We start from the raw sequence: 18092 nt of genomic DNA, 5'->3' as shown, positions 1-18092 counted from the left end.
GCGCCGCGTCAGGACGGCCGCCAGGCCGTGCCCAGGACGCAGTACGAACTCGGCAGGGCCGGCCCGTTCTCCGGCATCATCACCCGCCGGTAGGGCCCGAGCGTGAACCCCGCCTCCCGCAGCGCGGCCACCGGCTCGCGGGACAGGTGGCAGCCGCCGGACAGGGGAGGCCACAGCGTCCGGTCCAGGGCGCTCTGGGTGAAGGTCATCACCCGCCCGCCGCCCCGGCCGTGCTCGAAGAACCGCACCTGCGCGCCGGGGCGCAGGACCCGCCGCAGCTCCGCGAGCGCCCGGGGCACGTCCCGGACGCTGCACAGCACCAGCGAGACCACGGCCGCGTCGAACGCCTCGCTCTTGACCGGCAGGGCCTCCGCCGCGCCCGGCGCCACGTCCACCGGCACCCGGGCGCGCTGCCCCGCCTCCACCGCCAACCGGCGCAGTACGCGCTCCGGTTCGATGGCGACGACCTCGGACACGGTGCCCGGGTAGTGCGAGAAGTTCAGCCCGTTGCCGGCGCCGACCTCGATCACCCGCCCGGACAGTCCGGCGAGCAGTCGTTCACGGACGCGGGCCATGCCCATCCGGGTCTCGGCGCTCACGCTGAACCGTGCGTAGTAGCGGGCGAACAGCGGATGGTGCACGGCGTCGCGCGGCACCCCGCGGGCACGGACGGATCGCAACGGCATGGGACCTCCCTCACGAGGTGGCGCCTCACCGCGATTGTCCCCCGCATCGCCGCCCCGCACCCACCGCGCGGACGACTTGCCCGGAGCACCCCCTGATCGGCCCCGGGGACCGGCGCCGCTCCCCGGTCGGCGCGGGGTGGGCGAGGAGGCGGGGGGCTGAGGCCCCGCGCTCCCGGAGGGCCGGTCAGGGGCCGTGCCGGGTGCCGAAGGCGTCCGCGTCCCAGGTGCCGTCCAGCGCGGGCGCCAGCCAGCCGGGTGCTGCCGAGCGGAAGGCGGCCGGGGCGAGGGTCCCCGCTCCGGCGGGCACGGCACCGAGGAGAGGGGCGCCGGACACGTCCGGGAGGTCCGCGAGGTTGCAGCGGGCGGCGAGGTCCGGGGACCCCGGCCAGCTGCCGATCACCAGACCCGGCAGCTCCAGCCCCCGGGAACGCAGCTCGCGCGCCGTCAGCTCCGTGGTGTTCAGGGTGCCCAGCCCCGGCGACGTCACCACCAGCACCGGTGCGCCCAGGAGACCGGCGACGTCCGCCAGAGTCCCCCCGGCCGCGTCGAAGCGTACGAGCAGCCCGCCGGCGCCCTCGACCAGCACCAGGTCGTGCTCGGTGGCCAGCTTGGCCGCGGCCTGGGCCACCTCGCCGGGGCGCACCGGTGCCCGCCCGGCCCGGCGCGCGGCCGTCCCGGGCGCCAACGGCTCGGGGAACCGCGCCACTTCGGCGACCGTCACCTCACCGGCGAGCCGCGCCACCTCCTCGGCGTCCCCGGCCTCGTCCGGTCCCACGCCCGTCTGCGCGGCCTTCAGCACCGCCACCGACCGGCCGCCCGCCAGGGCCGTGGCGGCGACGGCGGCGGTCACCACCGTCTTGCCGACCTCCGTGCCCGTGCCCGTGATCACCAGTACCGCCATGTCATCCCTCCCGTGCCGCCGCGCACACCGCGCGGGCGATGCGTGCCAGGTCCGCGTCGCCCGTGATGTACGGCGGCATGGTGTAGACGAGGTCGCGGAACGGGCGCAGCCACACGCCCTCGCGCACCGCCGCCTCCGTCGCAGCCCGCATGTCGAGGGCGTGGTCGAGCTGCACCACCCCGATGGCGCCGAGCACCCGTACATCGCGCACGCCCGGCAGCTCGGCGGCGGGCGCGAGGCCCTCGCCGAGGCCCGTCTCGATCCGCTTGACCTCCGCGCGCCAGTCCTGGCCGAGCAGCAGTCCGATCGACGCGCACGCCACGGCCGCGGCCAGCGGATTGCCCATGAACGTCGGCCCGTGGGCCAGCACCGGCACCTCGCCCCGGGAGATGCCGTCGGCCACCCGTGACGTGCACAGCGTGGCCGCCATCGTCAGGTAGCCGCCGGTCAGCGCCTTGCCCACGCACATCACGTCCGGCGTCACCGCCGCGTGCTCCGCCGCGAACAACGCGCCCGTACGACCGAACCCGGTCGCGATCTCGTCGAACACCAGCAGCACGCCGTGCGCGTCGCACGCCTCCCGCAGCACCCGCAGATACGCGGGGGAGTGGAAGCGCATCCCGCCGGCGCCCTGCACCACCGGCTCGACGATCACCGCGGCCAGTTCCTCTGCGTGCCGCTCGATCATCGACCGCAGGTGGTCGGAGTACGCCACCTCGTACTCGGCGGGCGGCGCGTCGGCGAAGACCTGGCGCGGCAGGGCGCCGGACCACAGTTCGTGCATCCCGCCCTCGGGGTCGCACACCGACATGGGCTGCCAGGTGTCGCCGTGGTAGCCGCCGCGCCAGGTGAGCAGGCGTTGCTTGCCGGGGCGGCCGAGCGAACGCCAGTACTGCAGGCACATCTTCACGGCGACCTCGACCGACACCGAACCGGAGTCGGCGAGGAACACGTGCTCCAGACCCTCGGGCGACATGTCGACAAGGAGCTTCGCCAGTCGTACGGCGGGCTCGTGGGTGAGCCCGCCGAACATCACGTGGCTCATCCGCTCCAACTGCTCGCGCGCGGCCTCGTTCAGCACCGGGTGGTTGTAGCCGTGGATCGCCGACCACCAGGACGACATCCCGTCGACCAGTTCCCCCGAGCCGTCGGCCGGCCGCAGCCGGACCCCGCTCGCCGACTCCACGACGAGCGGGTCCTGCCGGCCGGGCATGGGCCCGTACGGGTGCCAGACGTGGCGCCGGTCCAGTGCCAGCAGCTCGGCGACGTCCAACGCGGGCTCAGGCATTGGGCGCGAGGTCCGTCCCGGCGCCGCGGCGGCGCACCGACACCAGGTCCGTGCGGGGCTCCTCGGCGGGGCGCGGCGCCGTGGACGCGGGCGCGCACACTCCACCACCGGCGTGCGCCCCGCAACCCGAATCACCGTCGGCGCCCGCGTGCGAGCCGCAGCCGCCGCCACCCTCGTGCGAGCCGCAGCCCCCGCCCCGCACCACCGACGCGCGGTGCTCCGGCAGCGTGACCTCCCCGGCGCCCTCCACCTCGAATCCGGCGTCCGCGATCATCTCCAGGTCGGTGTGGCCCGCCTGACCCTCGCTGGTGAGGTAGTCGCCGAGGAAGATCGAGTTGGCCAGGTGCAGGGCGAGCGGCTGCATGGTGCGCAGGTGCACCTCGCGCCCGCCCGCGATGCGCACCTCGACGTCCGGGCAGACGAACCGCGTCATCGCCAGGATGCGCAGGCAGCGCTGCGGAGTGAGGTGCCACTCCTTGGCCAGCGGCGTGCCCTCCATCGGGATCAGGAAGTTGACCGGCACCGAGTCCGGGTCCAGCTCGCGCAGCGAGAAGACCACGTCGACCAGGTCCTCGTCGCTCTCGCCCATGCCCGCGATGAGGCCCGAGCAGGCGGACAGCCCGGCCGCGTGCGCCTTGTTCACCGTGTCCACCCGGTCGGCGTACGTGTGCGTGGTGGTGATGTCGCCGTACGTCGACTCGGAGGTGTTGAGGTTGTGGTTGTAGGCGTCGGCGCCGGCCTCCCGCAGCCGCTCCGCCTGCCCGTCGGACAGCAGCCCCAGGCAGGCGCACACCTCTACCGAGTCGTCCTGCTCCTTGATGGCCCTGATGGTGTCCGAGACCCGGTCAACGTCCCGGTCCGTCGGACCCCGTCCGCTGGCCACCAGGCACACGCGCTTGGCGCCCCCGGACACTCCGGCGGCGGCGGCCGCCGAGGCCTGGTCGGGCTTGAGCCAGGTGTACTTGAGGATCTCCGCCTTGGAGCCCAGCCGCTGCGAGCAGTAGGAGCAGTCCTCGGGGCACAGGCCCGACTTGAGGTTGACGAGGTAGTTGAGTTTCACCCGTCGGCCGAACCAGTGGCGGCGCACCTTTCCGGCCGCGGCCACCACGTCGAGCACGTCGTCGTCGGAAGTGGCGAGGACGGCGAGCGCCTCCTCGCGGGTCGGCGACTCGCGCCGAAGCCCCTTGTCCACCAGCGTGTTCAGCAGGTCCATGAGAGCCGATCCTGTCCTAAGGGGCCGTTCGCGGCCAAGGAGACTTTGCACAACACTGACAGATCGACGTGTGGGTATTGCCACACCTCGCGGGGGTGGCCGGACCGCTAATGTCTGTTCATTGCCTACAAAACACCGGAGGGCCGCCCCATGGCGTTCGGCTGGATCGAGGAGCAGGACCGGGCGCGCCGCGAGGCCGGACTCGTACGGGTGCTGCGCCCCCGCCCGGCGGCGTCGCCGCTGCTGGACCTGGCGAGCAACGACTACCTGGGACTGGCCCGGCACCCGGAGGTCGTCGAGGGGGCGGCCGCGGCCGCGCGGACCTGGGGCGGCGGCGCCACCGGCTCGCGGCTGGTGACCGGCACGACCGCGCTGCACGCCGAACTCGAGCGCGAACTGGCCGACTTCTGCGGGTTCGAGGCCGCACTCGTCTTCTCCTCCGGCTACGCGGCCAACCTCGCCGCGGTCACCGCGCTGGCCCCGCACGGCAGCCTCGTCGTCTCCGACGCGGGCAACCACGCCTCACTGATCGACGGTTGCCGACTCGCCCGCGGCACCACCCAGGTCGTGGGGCACGCCGACCCGGAGGCCGTGCGCAAGGCGCTGGCGACGCACGACGGGCCTGCCGTGGCCGTCTCCGACACGGTCTTCTCCGTCGACGGCGACGCCGCGCCCCTGGTCGCGCTCGCCGATGCCTGCCGGGCGCACGGGGCCGGACTGGTCGTCGACGACGCCCACGGTCTCGGCGTCCTCGGCGACGGCGGCCGGGGCGCCCCGCAGGGTGCCGGACTCGCGGGCCGCGACGACGTCGTCGTGACGGTCACCCTGTCCAAGTCCCTCGGCGCCCAGGGCGGCGCGGTGCTGGGCCCCGCCCGGGTGATCGCCCACCTGGTCAACGCGGCCCGTACGTTCATCTTCGACACCGGACTGGCCCCTGCCGCGGCAGGGGCCGCCCTGGCGGCGCTCAGACTGCTCGGCCGCGAGCCGGAGCGAGCCGCGCGGGCCCGCGCGGTCGCCGCCGAACTGCACGCGCGCCTGACCGCCGCGGGTCTGGACGCGGTACGTCCGGACGCCGCGGTCGTCTCCGTGCGCTCGCCCTCCCCGGAGGAGGCCGTACGGTGGGCGGCCGACTGCCGGACGGCCGGCCTGTCCGTGGGCTGCTTCCGCCCTCCTTCGGTGCCCGACGGCATCTCACGGCTCAGGCTGACCGCTCGCGGGGACCTCTCCGGGGAACAGATCGAGCGTGCTGTGCGGGTGATCGGCGACACGCGGCCATGAGTCGGCGGGACACGGCCGTGCGCCGTCCGGGGTGCGGCGGGTCAGCCGCGGTGGACTCCGGCGGTGAACGCCGTCCAGCTCTCGGGGGAGATGAGCAGGGCGGGTCCGGCCGGGTTCTTGGAGTCGCGCACGGCGAGCAGTCCGGCGCAGCGGCCGACTGACGGACGGGCCGTCTCCACACAGTTGTTGGCCCCGGTGCTGTAGCTGCTGCGCAGCCACCGCACGCCGGTCATATCGGTGCTGACAGGGATGTTCCGGGGACGTTCGGACAGGGATCCTGACATGGTGCCTCCTTACGCGCCTGCCGCGGTCGCGGCGATGAAGTCCAACGAGTCCTCGGGCGAAAGGGCATGGATCAGAAGGGCGTTGAAGGCCTCGGTGTAGGCCTCCAGGTCTTCTTTCCGTTCGAGGTGCAGGCTACTCGTCAAGTGGTCGAGAACAACCACGTCCAGATCAGAAGTGCTCGAAAATGAGAAGATTACGAAAGGGCCGGTGACGCCGATGTGCGCCCCGGCGGAAAACGGCAGGACCTGGAGGCGGACATGGGGGAGCCGCGCGGCGTCGACCAGTCTGGCCAGTTGACGGGCCATCACCCCGGGCCCGCCCACCTCGCGGCGCAGTACCGCCTCGTCGAGTACCGCGCTCAGCTCCAGGGGCGGCTCGCCGCGCAGCACGTCCTGCCGCGCCAGCCGGACCTCCACCAGCGTGTCCAGCCGTTCCGTCGGCATGCCGTCCACCGCGGCCCGCGTCACCGCGCGGGCGTACTCCGGCGTCTGGAGCAGGCCGGGGACCACCGTGGTCTCCAGCGTGCGCATCGCGCTGGCCTGCGACTCCAGGCTGATGAAGTCGCGGTAGGTCGGGGGCAGTACCCCGCGGTACGCGTGCCACCAGTGGTTGCGTCCCGCCGCGTCCTCGGAGCGCGCCAGCGTCACCAGCAGCCCCCGCAGCTGCTCGTCGTCCACGCCGTAGGCGTCCAGCAGTAACCGCACGTCGGACGGTTTCGCCCCGCTCGTCCCCGTCTCGATCCGGCTGATCTTCGACTGGTGCCAGCCCACGAGCCGGGCCGCCTCGCCGCTGGTGATGCCCGCCGATGTGCGCAGGGCGCGCAGTTCCGCGCCCAGCTTTCGGCGGCGCACCACGGGACCGTGCTGCATGGGACAACTCCCCTACTCCTTATGAGCCGCCCGAATACGCTCTGCCGTCGCAGAGTTCACCGCTTCGAGCGACAGATATATGCATATCTTGGTGGATCGCCGCCCTCCACGGGTCTGTTGGTGGCAGTCTGGCGGCGAAGCACCAGTCCGGGACCGTACTCGAACCATCCGCTCCGTGTCGGGCCTGCGGTCCCGTGAGAAAGGGACGACGTCGCCATGGCAGACCATCTGGAAGCATCCGTCACTCTGCCGAGCGATCCCGCCTCGGTGGCCGCCGCGCGGACCTACGTGGTCGGCACCCTGGCGGAGTGGGGGCTGCCGGGCGACGCCGAACTGTCCGAGACCGTGCGGCTCATCATCTCCGAACTGGCGACCAACGCGGTTCAGCACACGTTCGGGCAGTCGCCCACCTTCACGGTGGACCTCGTCCTCGACCGCGACGAGCGGCTGCGACTCGGCGTCACCGACAGCCATCCCCGCTTTCCCAAGCGGCTGCCCGCCGCCGTCCAGCAGGACAACGGGCGGGGCATGGTGATCATCCGCTGGCTGACCGCCGAGTGCGGCGGCCGGCTGAGGGTCCGGCCCACCCGCGAGGGCGGCAAGACCATTTCCGTCGAACTGCCCTGGACGCCCCCGGGCGGGCCGGGCACACCCGCGGGGGTGACGGCGGGGCAGAGCGCCGTCACCCCCGCGGACGGGCTACTTGACCCGGCCGTACCAGACGCTTGAGGTCCAGATCTTCTGCAGCCGCACCACGTCCCCGGTCTTCGGGGCGTGCCAGAGCCTGCCCTTCCCGGCGTAGATGCCGACGTGGTAGACGCTGCGGCCGGAGTGGAAGAACACGAGATCGCCGGCCTTGCGGTTCTTGGCGGAGACATGGCGGGTCTTGTTGTACTGCTGGGCCGCGGTGCGCGGCAGCTTCTTGCCGGCCTTCTTGAACGAGTACAGCGTCAGGCCGGAACAGTCGAACCGGTGCGGACCGGTGGCGCCCCAGCGGTACGGGGAACCCTTCTTGGAGGCCGCGATCTTGAGGGCTTTCGTCGCATGGCTCGCCGCGGCCGCCTCGGAGGCGACACCGGGAACCACGACGGAGCCGCCCACGGCGGCGAGGGTGAGGGCCGAGGCCGTACCGGCACGAGCCATCAGGGACGGGACGCGATTGAGCGCGGACATGCGCAACCCTTCGTCAGCCGCCTGTGAAGGATGACCTGTCGGATTCGGGCTGGCGAAGTTGCCCGGCCGCACGAGTGCGGCTTCACCCCAAGGACCGCTCGGCCCGGTGCCTCTCGCGGAGGCGGCCGTGCCGGCGACCCGTCGTGCTCGGGTCCTCCACTCCTGCCGATCCACTTCCTCGCGACCGGTCGTCCGGACGGCGGCAGGACTCGGCGTCCGCCCGGACCGCCCCGCCGCTGCGGCGGGGGCTTGTCGTCAGTCACGGATCTTGTCCCGCCCCGAGGGGATTTCCCAACGGAACGTGCCCTTTGTGTTGTTACGTCCCACTCGCCCGTTCGGGTCACCACCTCGTGTTCGAGGTGCCGTCGAGTGCGGTGACGGCCCCGGGACCAGCGGCGGAGCGGCCCGTCGCACCGGCCGGGCACGGGGCGCCGCAACTTCGACCGGTCGTGAATCGAAGGTGTCCCTACGCCGAAAGGGGGTACGCCGTTTGGTCCGTTTCGACTCGGGCCTTCTCAGCTCCCGGTGCGCGGCGGGAGGCCGACCCGCGCGGCGCGGCGCTCACCGTCCAGCACCCGCAGGGCCCGGGCCAGGGTGGCGGCGTGCACCTCCGTCTCGCCGCGCCGGTGCATCAGCGCCAGCGCGTCACGCAGCGCCGTCGCCTTGCCCACCAGCGCCTGGGCGGCCCGCAGCCCGCCGTAGGTGTCGCCGTCACGCCCCGGGTTGATGCGCCCGAGCAGGTCGACGACGTCCAGATAGCGGTCGATGACCTCGGCCTCGGCGCGGGTCAGGGCGGGCAGCGGGGGCAACTCGGGTGGCAGCACGGGCGGATCACCTCGCGCCGGGCGAGGCGGGCGGGGTCCTGCGCCCCGGCACGATCCGGTCCACCAGCCCGTACTCCAGGGCCTGTTGCGCGTCCAGGACCGTGTCCCGCTCGATGTCCGTGCGCACCTGCTCGGGCGTGCGGCCCGTGTGCCGTACGAGGATCTCCTCCAGTCGGGCGCGGACACGGAGCAATTCGGCGGCGTGGACGGCGAGGTCGCTCGCCGGGCCCTCCACCGGTTCGGTGAGCGCCGGCTGGCGGATCACCACCCGGGCGCCCGGCAGTACGGCGCGCTTGCCCGCGGCTCCCGCCGCCAGCAGCACCGCGGCGGACGAACCGGCCTGCCCGAGGCAGGTCGTCGCCACGTCGCAGGCGAGGTGGCGCATCGTGTCGTAGATCGCGGTCATGGCGGTGAAGGAACCGCCGGGCGAGTTGACGTAGAGCTCGATGTCCCGGTCCGGCGCCTGGTGCTCCAGGTACAGCAACTGGGCCGTCACGTCGTTCGCCGAGGTCTCGTCGATCGGTGTCCCGAGGAAGACGATGCGCTCCTGGAGCAGCTTGGAGTACGGGTCCGAAGTCCGGGTCCCCGCACTCGTGCGCTCGGTGAACTCCGGCAGGACATGGCGGGCGGACGGCCGGGTCATGACGAACCCCTCCTCGTGGCAGTACCGACTTCGGCTGCGCTGTCTCTGTAAAAAATGTACAGGACGTACGCTTGCCGGGTGTGGATTCGGGCGAAACCGTAAGCTGGGCCCATGGCCTACGAGATTCCGGTGACGCAAGCCAGGGCCGAGCTGGCCGACCTGATCAACCGGGTGGTGTACGGCGGCGAGCGCGTCGTCGTGACACGGCACGGCAAGCCCCTCGTCGCCCTCGTCTCCGCCGCCGACCTCGAACGGCTGGAAGAGATCCAGGACTCCCCGGACGGCCAGGTGGTCACCTCGGTCGCCGCGGTCCACGACCCGGCCGCCGCGACGCCGCGGGAGCCCCACCGCTTCGGCATCGCCGCGGAGCACCGGGGGCCGAACCCGTCCTAGTGCGGGCATGCCGGAAGCCGCCGACTGCATCGGTAATCAATCGGTCAAAACCGGGTGACGTGGCCGTAACACTGTAGCCCTAGTCTGCACCCCGATCCACCTGCGGTTTTCCACGGACCGGTAGATGCTTTCCGGCCGGTTCACGTGTGTTACATCTAGAGCCGTCGCGGTGGCCGCGGCAGCCGGACCGGCCGGTCCTGGCGTGATGCCCTGTGAGGTGGTAAATGCAACTGACCCCGCACGAGCAGGAGAGACTGCTCATCCATGTGGCCGCGGACGTGGCGGAGAAGCGCCGCGCACGAGGCGTCAAGCTCAATCATCCCGAGGTCGTCGCGCTGATCACCGCGCACATCCTCGAAGGCGCCCGGGACGGGCGCAGCGTCGGCGAACTCATGGCCTCCGGACGCAAGCTGATCCAGCGCGACGAGGTCATGGAGGGCATCCCCGAGATGATCCACGACGTACAGGTCGAAGCCACCTTCCCCGACGGCACCAAGCTGGTCACCGTCCACGAACCGATCATCTGACGGGGGCAGCAGTCGTGATCCCCGGAGAGATCCTGTTCGCCGACGAGCCGGTCGCCTTCAACGAAGGCCGCGAAGTCACCCGCCTGACCGTGCTCAACACCGCCGACCGGCCCGTCCAGGTCGGCTCCCACTACCACTTCGCCGAGGCCAACCCCGGTCTCGAGTTCGACCGCGCCGCGGCGCACGGCAGGCGGCTGGACATCGCCGCCGGCACCGCCGTCCGGTTCGAGCCCGGCGTCCCCGTCGACGTGCGGCTGATCCCCCTCGCGGGAGCCCGTGTCGTCGTCGGACTGCGCGGCGCGACCGGAGGTGCCCTCGATGCCTGAACTGTCCCGCACCGCCTACGCCGACCTGTTCGGCCCGACCACCGGCGACCGCGTTCGCCTCGCCGACACCGACCTCCTCGTCGAGATCGAGGAGGATCGCTCGGGCGGCCCCGGCCGCTCCGGCGACGAAGCCGTCTTCGGCGGCGGCAAGGTACTGCGCGAGTCCATGGGCCAGGCGCGCACCACCCGCGCCGAAGGCGCCCCCGACACGGTGATCACCGGAGCCGTGATCATCGACCACTGGGGGATCGTCAAGGCCGACATAGGCATCCGCGACGGCCGGATCACCGGCATCGGCAAGGCCGGCAACCCCGACACCATGGACGGTGTCCACCCCGACCTGGTCATCGGCCCCGAGACGGAGATCGTCGCGGGCAACGGGAAGATCGTCACCGCGGGCGGCATCGACACCCACGTCCACTTCATCGCGCCCGACGCCGTCCACGAGGCGCTGGCGTCCGGCGTCACCACGCTCATCGGCGGCGGCACCGGCCCGGCCGAGGGCAGCAAGGCGACCACCGTCACGCCCGGCGCCTGGCATCTGGCGTGGATGTTCGCCGCCCTGGAGTCGAGCCCCGTCAACATCGGCTTCCTCGGCAAGGGCAGCACCATGTCGAAGGAGTCCATGCGCGACCAACTGCGCGCCGGCGTCCTCGGCTTCAAGATCCACGAGGACTGGGGCGCGACCCCCGCCGTGATCTCCGCCTGCCTGGACGTGTGCGGGGAGTCCGGTGTCCAACTCGCCGTCCACTCCGACACCCTGAACGAGGCCGGCTTCGTCGGCGACACCTTCGACGCGGTCGCGGGCCGCACCCTGCACGCCTTCCACGTGGAGGGCGCCGGCGGCGGCCACGCGCCTGACATGATCACGGCGGTGTCGCTGCCCAACATGCTGCCGGCGTCCACCAACCCGACCCGGCCGCACACCGTCAACACCGTCGAGGAACACCTCGACATGCTGATGGTCTGCCACCACCTCAACCCCGCCGTCCCCGAGGACCTCGCCTTCGCCGAGTCCCGGATCCGGCCCAGCACCATCGCGGCCGAGGACATCCTGCACGACATGGGCGCGATCTCCATCATGTCGTCGGACGCCCAGGCCATGGGCCGCATCGGCGAGGTGATCCTGCGCACCTGGCAGACCGCGCACGTGATGAAGCGCCGGCGCGGCCTCCTGCCCGGCGACACCCGCGCCGACAACCTGCGCGCCCGTCGCTATGTCGCCAAGTACACCATCAACCCCGCCGTCGCCCAGGGCATCGAGCACGAGGTCGGGTCCGTCGAGACCGGCAAGCTCGCCGACCTGGTGCTCTGGGACCCCCGCTTCTTCGGGGTGAAGCCGCAGCTCGTCATCAAGGGCGGCCAGATCGCGTACGCGCAGGTGGGCGACGCGAACGCCTCCATCCCCACGCCGCAACCCGTCCTGCCGCGCCCGATGTTCGGTGCCCTGGGGGCCGCCCCCGCCACCAACTCGGTCAACTTCGTGTCCGAGCAGGCCGTCGAGGACGGATTGGCACAGCGGCTCGGGCTCGGGCGGGAGTTCGTGCCCATCCGGTCCACGCGCGGCCGTACCAAGGCCGACATGCGCCAGAACGACGCGCTGCCCCGGGTGGAGGTGGCCGCGGACTCCTTCGCGGTGACCATCGACGGCGAACTCGTCGAACCCGCCCCCGTCGCCGAACTGCCGCTGGCCCAGCGGTACTTCCTCTTCTGAGCGCCGGTATGACCCGCGCCGCACTGCTCGTCCTCGCGGACGGCCGATTTCCCGCCGGAGGGCACGCCCACTCCGGCGGGGCGGAGGCCGCCGTCCGGGCGGGACGCATCACCGACGCCGCGAGCCTGGAGGCGTTCTGCCGGGGGCGGCTGCACACGAGCGGGGTCGTCGCGGCGTGCGTCGCGGCTGCCGCCGCCCTCGGTGTCGACCCCGGGGAACTTAACCGGGCCGCCGACGCCCGCACCCCGTCGCCCGCCCTGCGGGTGGCGGCGCGCAGGCTGGGACGGCAGCTGATGCGGGCCGCCCGGGCGACCTGGCCGAGTGCCGAACTCGACGCCCTGGCCGCGCTGTTCCCCAAGGGCGCCCATCAGCCCGTCGTGCTGGGACTGGCCGCGCGTGCGGCCGGTCTGGGGCCGCTCGACGCGGCGTACTGCTCCCTCTACGAGGGGGTGAGCGGACCCGCGACGGCCGTCGTGCGGCTGCTCGGTCTCGATCCGTTCGACGCGACGGGGGTGCTGGCGCGGCTCTCGGACGAGATGGACCGGGTGGCTCAGGAGGCCGTGGAGACGGGCGAGCGCGTCGTGACCGACGGGGTCGACGTGCTGCCCGCGCGGTCCGCGCCGCTGCTGGAGATCGGGGCCGAGGCGCATGCCGCTTGGGCTGTGCGGTTGTTCGCCTCGTAGGCGGGTTGGGTTCGCCCCCGCCGCCCCTTCCCGATCCCGACCCCAGGGGCTCTGCCCCTTCTACCCCGCCAGAGGGCTTTGCCCCCTGGACCCCCGTTCGGCCTGAACGGCCTCGTCCTCAAACGCCGGACGGGCTGATTTCCCCCAGCTTTGACAGGAGTTGCCGTATGCATCTTGACCATCACCTCGAATCCTCCGCCGCTGTTTCCGCCGATGCCCGGCGGGCCGACGGGAGTCGGCGTGCGCTGCGGATCGGGCTCGGTGGGCCCGTCGGGTCCGGGAAGACCGCCACCGTCGCCGCGTTGTGCCGGGCGTTGCGGGAGGAGTTGTCCCTCGCCGTGGTGACCAATGACATCTACACCCGGGAGGACGCCGAGTTCCTGCTCCGGGAGGCCGTGCTGCCGCCCGAGCGGATCACCGCCGTGGAGACCGGCGCCTGCCCGCACACCGCCATCAGGGACGACATCTCCGCCAACCTGGAGGCCGTCGAGGACCTGGAGGACGAGGTCGGTCCGCTCGACCTCGTCCTGGTGGAGTCCGGTGGGGACAACCTCACCGCCACCTTCTCCCGGGGACTCGTCGACGCGCAGGTGTTCGTGATCGACGTGGCCGGCGGCGACGACATTCCGCGCAAGGGCGGACCCGGTGTCGCCACCGCCGACCTGCTGATCGTCAACAAGACCGACCTCGCGCCGTACGTCGGCTCCGACCTCGCGCGCATGGCCGCCGACGCCAAGGCGGCGCGCGGCGAACTGCCCGTCGTCCTCCAGTCGCTCCGGAGCGAGGGCGGGGTCGGGGAGGTCGCCGACTGGGTGCGGGGCCGGATCGCCGCGTGGACCGCGTGACCACCGCTGCGGGCGGCGTCCGGGCGACCGCCCGCGTACTGGCCCGCGGCGACGGGCGCGGCGGCACCGTCCTGCCGGTGCTGGAGGGCGAGGGGCCGCTCGCCGTGCGGCGGACCCGGGGCAGCGGTGCCGAGGCCCGGGTGATGCTGGTCGGCGCGATGAGCGGGCCGCTCGGTGGCGACCACTTCACGGTGGCGGCCCACGCGGCGGGCGGCGCTCGTCTGAGGGTGGGCTCGGCCGCCGCGACCCTCGCGCTGCCGGGGCAGGACAAGACCGGGGCTTGCTACGACGTCCGGCTCGCGGTCGACGAGGATGCCGAACTGTGCTGGCTGCCCGAGCAGTTGATCTCGGCCGGCGGCAGCGACCTGCACGTCACCACCTCCGTCGACCTCGCCGCCGGGGCGCGGCTGCTGCTGCGTGAGGAGCAGGTGCTCGGGCGGGCCGGGGAGGAACCGGGGCGTCTCACCAGCCGTCTGACCGTACGGATCGACGGGCGGTGCGTCCTCGACCAGGAGCTGGCGTGCGGGCCCGGGGCGCCGGGCGGCTGGGACGGGCCCGCGGGACTGGCGGGACACCGCGCGGTCGGCCAGCTGGTCGTCGTACGGCCCGGGTTCGCCACCGAGCCACCGGCGGCGCGCACGTTCGAGGAGGGCGCGGCCGTCCTGCCGCTCGCCGGGCCCGCCGCCCTGGTGACCGCCGTGGCGACCGACGCGCTGCGGCTGCGGCGGCTGCTGGACGGGGCGCTGGCCTCGCTGGACTGAGCCTCCCGCCCTCGGGCCGGCCGGTGGGTCCGCCGATCGAACGCCTTTCTCCGTTTATCGGATTGGCAAAGAAGTAGTACCAGCTCTGTTCTCAGGAATCCCACAGCCGCGAGGATCCCCGTACTTGTCGCGAACACGTACGGGAGGGCCACTTGAGCACGAGCAGCATGCGGCGGAGGGCGACCGCGTTCGGCACAGCCGGAGCGCTGGTCACCGCCACGCTGATAGCCGGGGCCGTCTCGGCGCCCGCCGCGAGCGCCGCCCAGGCCGACGGTCAAGGGCACGCTCGCGGCTGGGACCGGGAGGAGCGCGGGGTCACCATCGCCGCCGCCCGCGCAGCGCGCGCGGGCGTCGACTGGGAGGACTGCGCCGCCGACTGGAACCTGCCGAAGCCCATCCAGTGCGGGTACGTCACGGTGCCGCTGGACTACGCCAAGCCGTTCGGCAAGCAGATCAGGCTCGCCGTCGACCGCATCGGCAACACCGGCACCAGGAGCGAGCGCCAGGGCGCGCTCGTCTACAACCCCGGCGGTCCCGGTGGCTCCGGCCTGCGCTTCCCGGCCCGCGTCACGAGCAAGAGCGCGGTGTGGGCCAAGACCGCCAAGGCATACGACTTCGTCGGCTTCGACCCGCGCGGTGTCGGCCACTCCGCGCCCATCTCCTGCGTCGACCCGCAGGAGTTCGTCAAGGCTCCCAAGGCCGACCCCGTGCCCGGGTCGGAGGCCGACAAGCTCGCCCAGCGCAAGCTCGCCCGCGAGTACGCCGAGGGCTGCTTCGAGCGCAGCGGCGAGATGCTCCCGCACATGACCACGCCGAACACCGCACGCGACCTCGACGTCATCCGCGCCGCGCTCGGCGAGAAGAAGCTCAACTACCTCGGCGTCTCCTACGGCACCTACCTCGGCGCCGTCTACGGCACCCTCTTCCCGGGCCACGTCCGCCGCATGGTCGTCGACAGCGTCGTCAACCCGTCCCGCGACAAGATCTGGTACCAGGCCAACCTGGACCAGGACGTCGCCTTCGAGGGCCGCTGGAAGGACTGGCAGGACTGGGTGGCCGCGAACGACGCCACCTACCACCTCGGCGACACCCGCGCCGAGGTCCAGGAGCAGTGGCTCGCCCTGCGCGCCACCGCCGCGAAGGAGCCGCTGGGCGGCGTCGTCGGACCGGCCGAGCTGATCTCCTTCTTCCAGAGCGCCCCGTACTACGACTCCGCCTGGGCGCCGACCGCCGAGATCTTCAGCAAGTACGTCGCCGGTGACACCCAGGCCCTCGTCGACGCCGCCGCACCCGACCCGTCCGACACCGCGGGCAACGCCTCCGCGGAGAACGGCAACGCCGTGTACACGGCCGTAGAGTGCACCGACGCCAAGTGGCCCACCGACTGGAACACCTGGGACCGGGACAACACCCGGCTGCACCGCGACCACCCCTTCATGACCTGGGCCAACGCCTGGATGAACCTGCCCTGCGCCACCTGGCCGGTCAAGCAGCAGACCCCGCTGAACGTCAAGACCGGCAAGGGACTTCCGCCGGTGCTGATCGTCCAGTCCGAGCGGGACGCCGCCACCCCGTACGAGGGTGCCGTCGAACTGCACCAGCGGTTCAAGGGCTCGCGCCTGATCACCGAGCGGGACGCCGGCTCGCACGGCGTCACCGGACTGGTCAACCCGTGCGTCAACGACCGCGTGGACACCTACCTGCTCACCGGCAAGGTGGACGCCCGCGACGTGACCTGCGCGCCGCACGCCACGCCCAAGCCGTAACCCGGCGGGCGGACCCGAAGTGAGGGGGCGACCGGTCCGACCGGTCGCCCCCTTCCCGTGCAGCGACCGGTCGCCCCTTTCCCGTGCCGCTAGCGTCCCTCGGCCCAGGTGTCCTCCGCCGCGTAGTCGAAGAGGTCGCCGTACGCCCGGAACATCTGCGGGTACGCCTCCCGCCAGTCACGCCCGGCCAGCCGCTCCCGGATGAAGGCCACCGTCTCCGGCAGGGTGTCGGCGTACCGTGCCACCGGGCGGTAGCCCAACTGCTCCCGCGCCGCGCCCATGTCGCACACCACCGGCGCGGGCACGCTCCACGGGGTGTCGCCCACACCGTCCACCGGCGGGCCGTCCAGCAGCACGTCCTGCGTCTCCACGCCCATCACCGCGTCGACGGCCGCCGCGATCTCCGCCACCGTCGGGGCGTCCGGATCCACCGCGTTCAGCACGCGCGTCCCCGGCCGCGGGGCGGCCAGCCGGATCAGCTCCGCGATGTTGCGCACGCCCGCCGGGTGGAAACGGCTCGCACCGCCGTACGCGAGCACGCGCCGGCGCCTGCCGTCGAGGTTGCGCTTGACGAAGTACAGCTCGCGAGGCGTCCGGCAGTACGGCCCGTGGATCGCGCCCGCCCGCAGCAGCGTCACCGGCAACCGGTCGCCCGCCGCGAGGAGTTCCCGCTCCAGCGCCGCCTTGCCGGTGCTGTACGAGCCGTCGCCCGGACGGACGGTGCGCTGCGTCTCCGGGACCGGCACCGGGTACCGGGGGAACCCGTCGGGCTCGGCCTGGGTGTCGAAGTTGCGGCCCTTGTCGTCCTCGTAGACCGAGACGCTGGAGATCACCACCGCCGAGCCGACCCGCCCGGCGAGCGAGACCAACTGCCGTGCCTCCCGCTCCCCGTAGGCCACCACGTCCACCAGGACGTCGCAGCCCTCGCCCACCACCGCCGACAGCGCCGCGTCGTCCTCCCGGTCCGCCCGCGCCACCCGTACGTCCCCCGGCCACCGCGCGTCCCGGTCGCCGCCCCGCGAGACGGCCGTCACCTCCCAGCCGTCCCCGGCCAGCGCGGCGACCGCCGCCCGTCCGATCTGTCCCGTCGCCCCGACTACCACCGCACGTGTCATACGGCGACCGTAGGCGTCCCGTCGCCGGTCGGCCACGCCCTTCTGCCCACGGCAGACGACGGCACCCGAAGGGCCCCGGCTAGCGGTGCGGCAGCCGGGGGAACCTCCGCCCCTGCGCCGCCTTCTGGGCCTCCTCGGCCTTGACGTCCGCCGCGTACCGGTCCACGTACTCCTGACCGGACAGGGACAGGATCGCGTAGACGATCTCGTCGGTGACGGCGCGCAGCACGGCCTTCTCGCCCTCCATGCCGGCGTACCGGGAGAAGTCGAGGGGCTCGCCGAAGCGGATGACCACCGGGTGCAGCTTGGGGATCTTCCGGCCCGGCGGCTGGGCCTCGAAGGTACCGATCATCGCGCAGGGCACGACGGGCACCCCGGCCCTGAGCGCCATCACCGCGACGCCGACCTTGCCCTTGTACAGCCGGCCGTCGTGCGAGCGGGTGCCCTCCGGATAGATGCCGAGCAACTCGCCCCTGCCCAGCACGCCGAGACCCTCGCGGATCGCGGCCTGCCCCGCCTCCTTGCCGGAGCGGTCCACCGGGATCTGCCCCGCGCTGCGGAAGAAGAACGCGGTCAGCCTGCCCTTGATGCCGGGGCCGGTGAAGTACTCGGCCTTGGCGAGGAAGGTGATGCGGCGCTTGAGCACCGCGGGCATGAGGAAGTGGTCCGAGAAGGAGAGGTGGTTGCCCGCCACGATGGCCGCCCCCGATCCCGGCACATGGTCGAGCCCCTCGATCCGGGGGCGGAAGACGACCCTCAGCAGCGGGCCCAGCAGTACGTACTTGAGCACGTAGTAGAACAC

Annotated in this window: 21 protein-coding genes; 10 read left to right on the top strand and 11 right to left on the bottom strand. The window is 72.7% G+C overall.

Features of this window, described 5'->3' with window-relative positions; all coding sequences use genetic code 11:
* Positions 1–8 precede the first annotated feature (8 nt).
* The 4 genes from IE258_RS16545 to bioB form a co-directional block, all read right to left on the bottom strand.
* A complete protein-coding gene (locus tag IE258_RS16545; protein WP_159324719.1) occupies positions 9–686 on the bottom strand; it encodes a class I SAM-dependent methyltransferase in 678 nt (225 codons plus the stop codon).
* Positions 687–870: 184 nt separating this feature from the next.
* A complete protein-coding gene (gene bioD / locus IE258_RS16540; RefSeq protein ID WP_189744164.1) occupies positions 871–1587 on the bottom strand; it encodes a dethiobiotin synthase in 717 nt (238 codons plus the stop codon).
* Between the two features lies 1 nt (position 1588).
* On the bottom strand, positions 1589–2875 hold the full coding sequence (locus tag IE258_RS16535; RefSeq protein ID WP_189744163.1) for an adenosylmethionine--8-amino-7-oxononanoate transaminase: 1287 nt from the start codon (positions 2873–2875) through the stop codon (positions 1589–1591).
* Positions 2868–4088, bottom strand: a complete 1221-nt coding sequence (bioB, locus tag IE258_RS16530) for a biotin synthase BioB (RefSeq protein WP_189744161.1) — start codon at positions 4086–4088, stop codon at positions 2868–2870. Before bioB ends, IE258_RS16535 begins: the two co-directional genes overlap by 8 nt.
* Before the next feature lie 150 nt (positions 4089–4238).
* Here bioB and IE258_RS16525 point away from each other — a divergent pair, with 150 nt between their 5' ends.
* A complete protein-coding gene (locus IE258_RS16525; RefSeq protein ID WP_189744159.1) occupies positions 4239–5366 on the top strand; it encodes an 8-amino-7-oxononanoate synthase in 1128 nt (375 codons plus the stop codon).
* 41 nt (positions 5367–5407) lie between these two features.
* Here IE258_RS16525 and IE258_RS16520 read toward each other — a convergent pair whose 3' ends face one another.
* Together IE258_RS16520 and IE258_RS16515 are read right to left on the bottom strand one after the other, a co-directional pair.
* The gene (locus IE258_RS16520) at positions 5408–5650 is read right to left on the bottom strand and encodes a DUF397 domain-containing protein (protein ID WP_229892140.1); all 243 of its coding nucleotides are present in this window, start codon (positions 5648–5650) and stop codon (positions 5408–5410) included.
* Positions 5651–5659: 9 nt separating this feature from the next.
* Positions 5660–6520: a helix-turn-helix domain-containing protein gene (locus IE258_RS16515; protein ID WP_189744157.1), complete on the bottom strand. Its 861-nt coding sequence runs from the start codon at positions 6518–6520 to the stop codon at positions 5660–5662.
* 216 nt (positions 6521–6736) lie between these two features.
* Between IE258_RS16515 and IE258_RS16510 the strand changes: the two genes are divergently transcribed.
* Complete coding sequence (locus tag IE258_RS16510; RefSeq protein ID WP_189744155.1) at positions 6737–7249, top strand: ATP-binding protein; 513 nt, start codon at positions 6737–6739, stop codon at positions 7247–7249.
* Here IE258_RS16510 and IE258_RS16505 read toward each other — a convergent pair.
* From IE258_RS16505 to IE258_RS16495, 3 genes are all read right to left on the bottom strand, one after another.
* Entirely contained in the window at positions 7220–7693 is a 474-nt protein-coding gene (locus tag IE258_RS16505; protein WP_189744152.1) for a C40 family peptidase, read from the bottom strand. The two genes, IE258_RS16510 and IE258_RS16505, sit on opposite strands and share 30 nt — an antisense overlap.
* A gap of 515 nt (positions 7694–8208) precedes the next feature.
* On the bottom strand, positions 8209–8517 hold the full coding sequence (locus tag IE258_RS16500) for a hypothetical protein (RefSeq protein WP_189744151.1): 309 nt from the start codon (positions 8515–8517) through the stop codon (positions 8209–8211).
* A gap of 7 nt (positions 8518–8524) precedes the next feature.
* The gene (locus IE258_RS16495) at positions 8525–9160 is read right to left on the bottom strand and encodes an ATP-dependent Clp protease proteolytic subunit (RefSeq protein ID WP_189744149.1); all 636 of its coding nucleotides are present in this window, start codon (positions 9158–9160) and stop codon (positions 8525–8527) included.
* A 111-nt stretch (positions 9161–9271) separates the two neighbouring features.
* On the opposite strand from IE258_RS16495, the gene IE258_RS16490 reads away from it, so the two are divergent.
* From IE258_RS16490 to IE258_RS16455, 8 genes are all read left to right on the top strand, one after another.
* Positions 9272–9553: a type II toxin-antitoxin system Phd/YefM family antitoxin gene (locus tag IE258_RS16490; protein ID WP_189744147.1), complete on the top strand. Its 282-nt coding sequence runs from the start codon at positions 9272–9274 to the stop codon at positions 9551–9553.
* Between the two features lie 224 nt (positions 9554–9777).
* Positions 9778–10080 (top strand): urease subunit gamma, encoded by a 303-nt coding sequence (locus IE258_RS16485; protein ID WP_059297606.1) that lies wholly within the window; start codon positions 9778–9780, stop codon positions 10078–10080.
* Between the two features lie 14 nt (positions 10081–10094).
* Positions 10095–10406, top strand: a complete 312-nt coding sequence (locus IE258_RS16480; RefSeq protein WP_189744145.1) for an urease subunit beta — start codon at positions 10095–10097, stop codon at positions 10404–10406.
* The gene (locus IE258_RS16475; RefSeq protein ID WP_189744143.1) at positions 10399–12120 is read left to right on the top strand and encodes an urease subunit alpha; all 1722 of its coding nucleotides are present in this window, start codon (positions 10399–10401) and stop codon (positions 12118–12120) included. Before IE258_RS16480 ends, IE258_RS16475 begins: the two co-directional genes overlap by 8 nt.
* An 8-nt stretch (positions 12121–12128) precedes the next feature.
* Positions 12129–12803, top strand: a complete 675-nt coding sequence (locus IE258_RS16470; protein ID WP_189744141.1) for an urease accessory protein UreF — start codon at positions 12129–12131, stop codon at positions 12801–12803.
* A 167-nt stretch (positions 12804–12970) separates the two neighbouring features.
* A complete protein-coding gene (ureG, locus tag IE258_RS16465) occupies positions 12971–13648 on the top strand; it encodes an urease accessory protein UreG (protein WP_159324705.1) in 678 nt (225 codons plus the stop codon).
* Positions 13645–14409: an urease accessory protein UreD gene (locus IE258_RS16460; RefSeq protein ID WP_189744139.1), complete on the top strand. Its 765-nt coding sequence runs from the start codon at positions 13645–13647 to the stop codon at positions 14407–14409. The genes ureG and IE258_RS16460 overlap by 4 nt, the downstream gene beginning before the upstream one ends.
* A 152-nt stretch (positions 14410–14561) precedes the next feature.
* Positions 14562–16175, top strand: coding sequence for an alpha/beta hydrolase (locus IE258_RS16455; RefSeq protein WP_189744137.1), 1614 nt, complete (start codon positions 14562–14564; stop codon positions 16173–16175).
* 89 nt (positions 16176–16264) lie between these two features.
* On the opposite strand, the gene IE258_RS16450 is transcribed toward IE258_RS16455, so the two are convergent.
* Together IE258_RS16450 and IE258_RS16445 are read right to left on the bottom strand one after the other, a co-directional pair.
* Positions 16265–17290 carry an NAD-dependent epimerase/dehydratase family protein gene (locus IE258_RS16450; protein WP_189744135.1) on the bottom strand — a complete coding sequence of 342 codons (1026 nt, stop codon included), beginning with the start codon at positions 17288–17290 and terminating at the stop codon, positions 16265–16267.
* Between the two features lie 79 nt (positions 17291–17369).
* Entirely contained in the window at positions 17370–18092 is a 723-nt protein-coding gene (locus IE258_RS16445) for a lysophospholipid acyltransferase family protein (protein ID WP_159324701.1), read from the bottom strand.

This window comes from Streptomyces tendae, assembly GCF_014650435.1.
GTDB classification, from domain to species: domain Bacteria; phylum Actinomycetota; class Actinomycetes; order Streptomycetales; family Streptomycetaceae; genus Streptomyces; species Streptomyces tendae.
Note: the sequence above shows the minus strand (reverse complement) of the source record. Positions and strands in the feature narration are given on the sequence as shown.